Consider the following 1,544-nt stretch of genomic DNA (forward strand, 5'->3'; position numbering starts at 1 on the left):
ATTAATTGGTAGTTATTAGAGGTGCCCTTAACTATTCAAATTATTATCGGACTGCTCCTCGTGATTGGTTGAATAAAGTAGCACCACCCTCAATAAGTGATGTAGCATTTATCGAGTCTTGGGCAAAACGAACTAAAATCGTACAACCACGTATGTCAAAATATATCGAAAAGAACATTGAAATTCAACATGTCATTCAAAATTTCGCTTCGCCTGAAGATATTTTTTGGTATTCGATTGATGAGGGGTTTGTTGATTTGACTAGTTCCTTGAATTATTTTTATGATAAGTCTTTGCCTGCTGAAGTAAAACTTGATAAATTGTCAAGAAAAATTCAGTTAGCCATACTCAAAAAAACTGGTATTTACTCAACTGTTGGCATGAGCATTGGCAATCCATTAAGTGATCATATCCTTTCGCTTTTTAGATCAGGATATTCTGGTGGTAGTGTTAGACGGATTGGTGTTTCATTTGGTGGGCTTTGTACTGAAGAAGTTAAGCTAATTTCATTGTTTGATACCTTTGATAAAAAAGTAGCCAACACAGAAGTACTTCAGGGAGCAATAGACGAGATAAGAAGTCAATATGGTTTCTTAGCACTACAAAAAGCAACTTCACTACTTGATGGATCAAGAGTAGTCGCAAGAAGTAAGCTTGTGGGAGGTCATTCAGCAGGTGGATTGGACGGTTTAACATGACAAGAGTAGATAGGTCATACAGCCCTTATAAAGAGGTTAGAGAGTATCAAGACAGAGCCATGATGAAGTGGCAGGGGTTCTATCTTTCAGAGCATACAACTGCTATGAGAGAGGATAAAGCGCCAAAAAAATACTATGCAATAAAAGTGATTGGTTACTTGATATAAAAAAGCGAGATATTAAATTTCACTTTAGACAAATATATAAGACAAATAAAGAAAGAGACTATGAAATTGCCTCTTTCTTTATTTTATTTCTATCGCAAATTGCAAGTGCAAGTTAGCCACTAGAACGCTTCAATTAACATATGATTTGGTGTCTTGAAGTTGAACATTTTTCTTGGATAATTGTTCATCCAGTTCTCAATGTAAGCCACGAATTGTTTCGTGGTTTTCTTTGTGCCCTTAGGTAAATGTCTACGTATCATCCGGTTGTGATTTTCATTTGTTTGTTTTAAATAATAATAATCGAAAAGAAAAAGTTGCTGAGTATGCTTCACAAGATTTAGAGGATTTAATAAACCTAAATTCTGATCAACACTTAAAAGTTAATATTAGCAAAAATAATTTAAAATTCGTTAATGTGGATAGTAAATAAAGAAGGAGGTTCTGTTGCAAAGTTTGAAAACCAAATGCAGCATCTGTGAACCTCTGTTATTTTAAACTGGTATTCCCATTAATACCTTGATTTCAGTAGATACCGAAAAGCCGAAGAGCGTTCCATTTCTTCGGTTCTTTTTGTATATGCCTCGAATTGTCTCCATGCCCTTAATCGTGGTTGAGGCAGTCCGAAGACTTCGATAAAATTTATTACGACGCTTAATTGGACGATGGTCCTGCTCAATTA

Annotated in this window: 1 protein-coding gene and 3 pseudogenes; 2 read left to right on the plus strand and 2 right to left on the minus strand. The window is 35.0% G+C overall.

The genetic code is table 11. The annotated features are described in order from the left end of the window. Positions 1–101: 101 nt before the first annotated feature. Together RR45_RS11680 and RR45_RS11320 are read left to right on the plus strand one after the other, a co-directional pair. Positions 102–401: pseudogene (locus RR45_RS11680) on the plus strand (Y-family DNA polymerase); the annotation flags it as partial. A gap of 293 nt (positions 402–694) precedes the next feature. Then, positions 695–865: a hypothetical protein gene (locus RR45_RS11320; protein WP_167362614.1), complete on the plus strand. Its 171-nt coding sequence runs from the start codon at positions 695–697 to the stop codon at positions 863–865. Between the two features lie 119 nt (positions 866–984). Here RR45_RS11320 and RR45_RS11475 read toward each other — a convergent pair. Further along, positions 985–1,146 (minus strand): annotated as a pseudogene (locus tag RR45_RS11475) (IS30 family transposase); the annotation flags it as partial. A 210-nt stretch (positions 1,147–1,356) separates the two neighbouring features. Next, a pseudogene (locus tag RR45_RS10820) lies at positions 1,357–1,544 on the minus strand (IS6 family transposase); the annotation flags it as partial.

Source organism: Pseudolactococcus chungangensis CAU 28 = DSM 22330 (assembly GCF_002441885.1).
In the GTDB taxonomy this organism is placed as follows: Bacteria; Bacillota; Bacilli; order Lactobacillales; family Streptococcaceae; genus Pseudolactococcus; species Pseudolactococcus chungangensis.

Excerpts from the sequence above, each read along its gene's own strand:
- RR45_RS11320 (WP_167362614.1), top strand. The coding sequence starts at position 695 with ATGACAAGAGTAGATAGGTCATACAGCCCTTATAAAGAGGTTAGAGAG.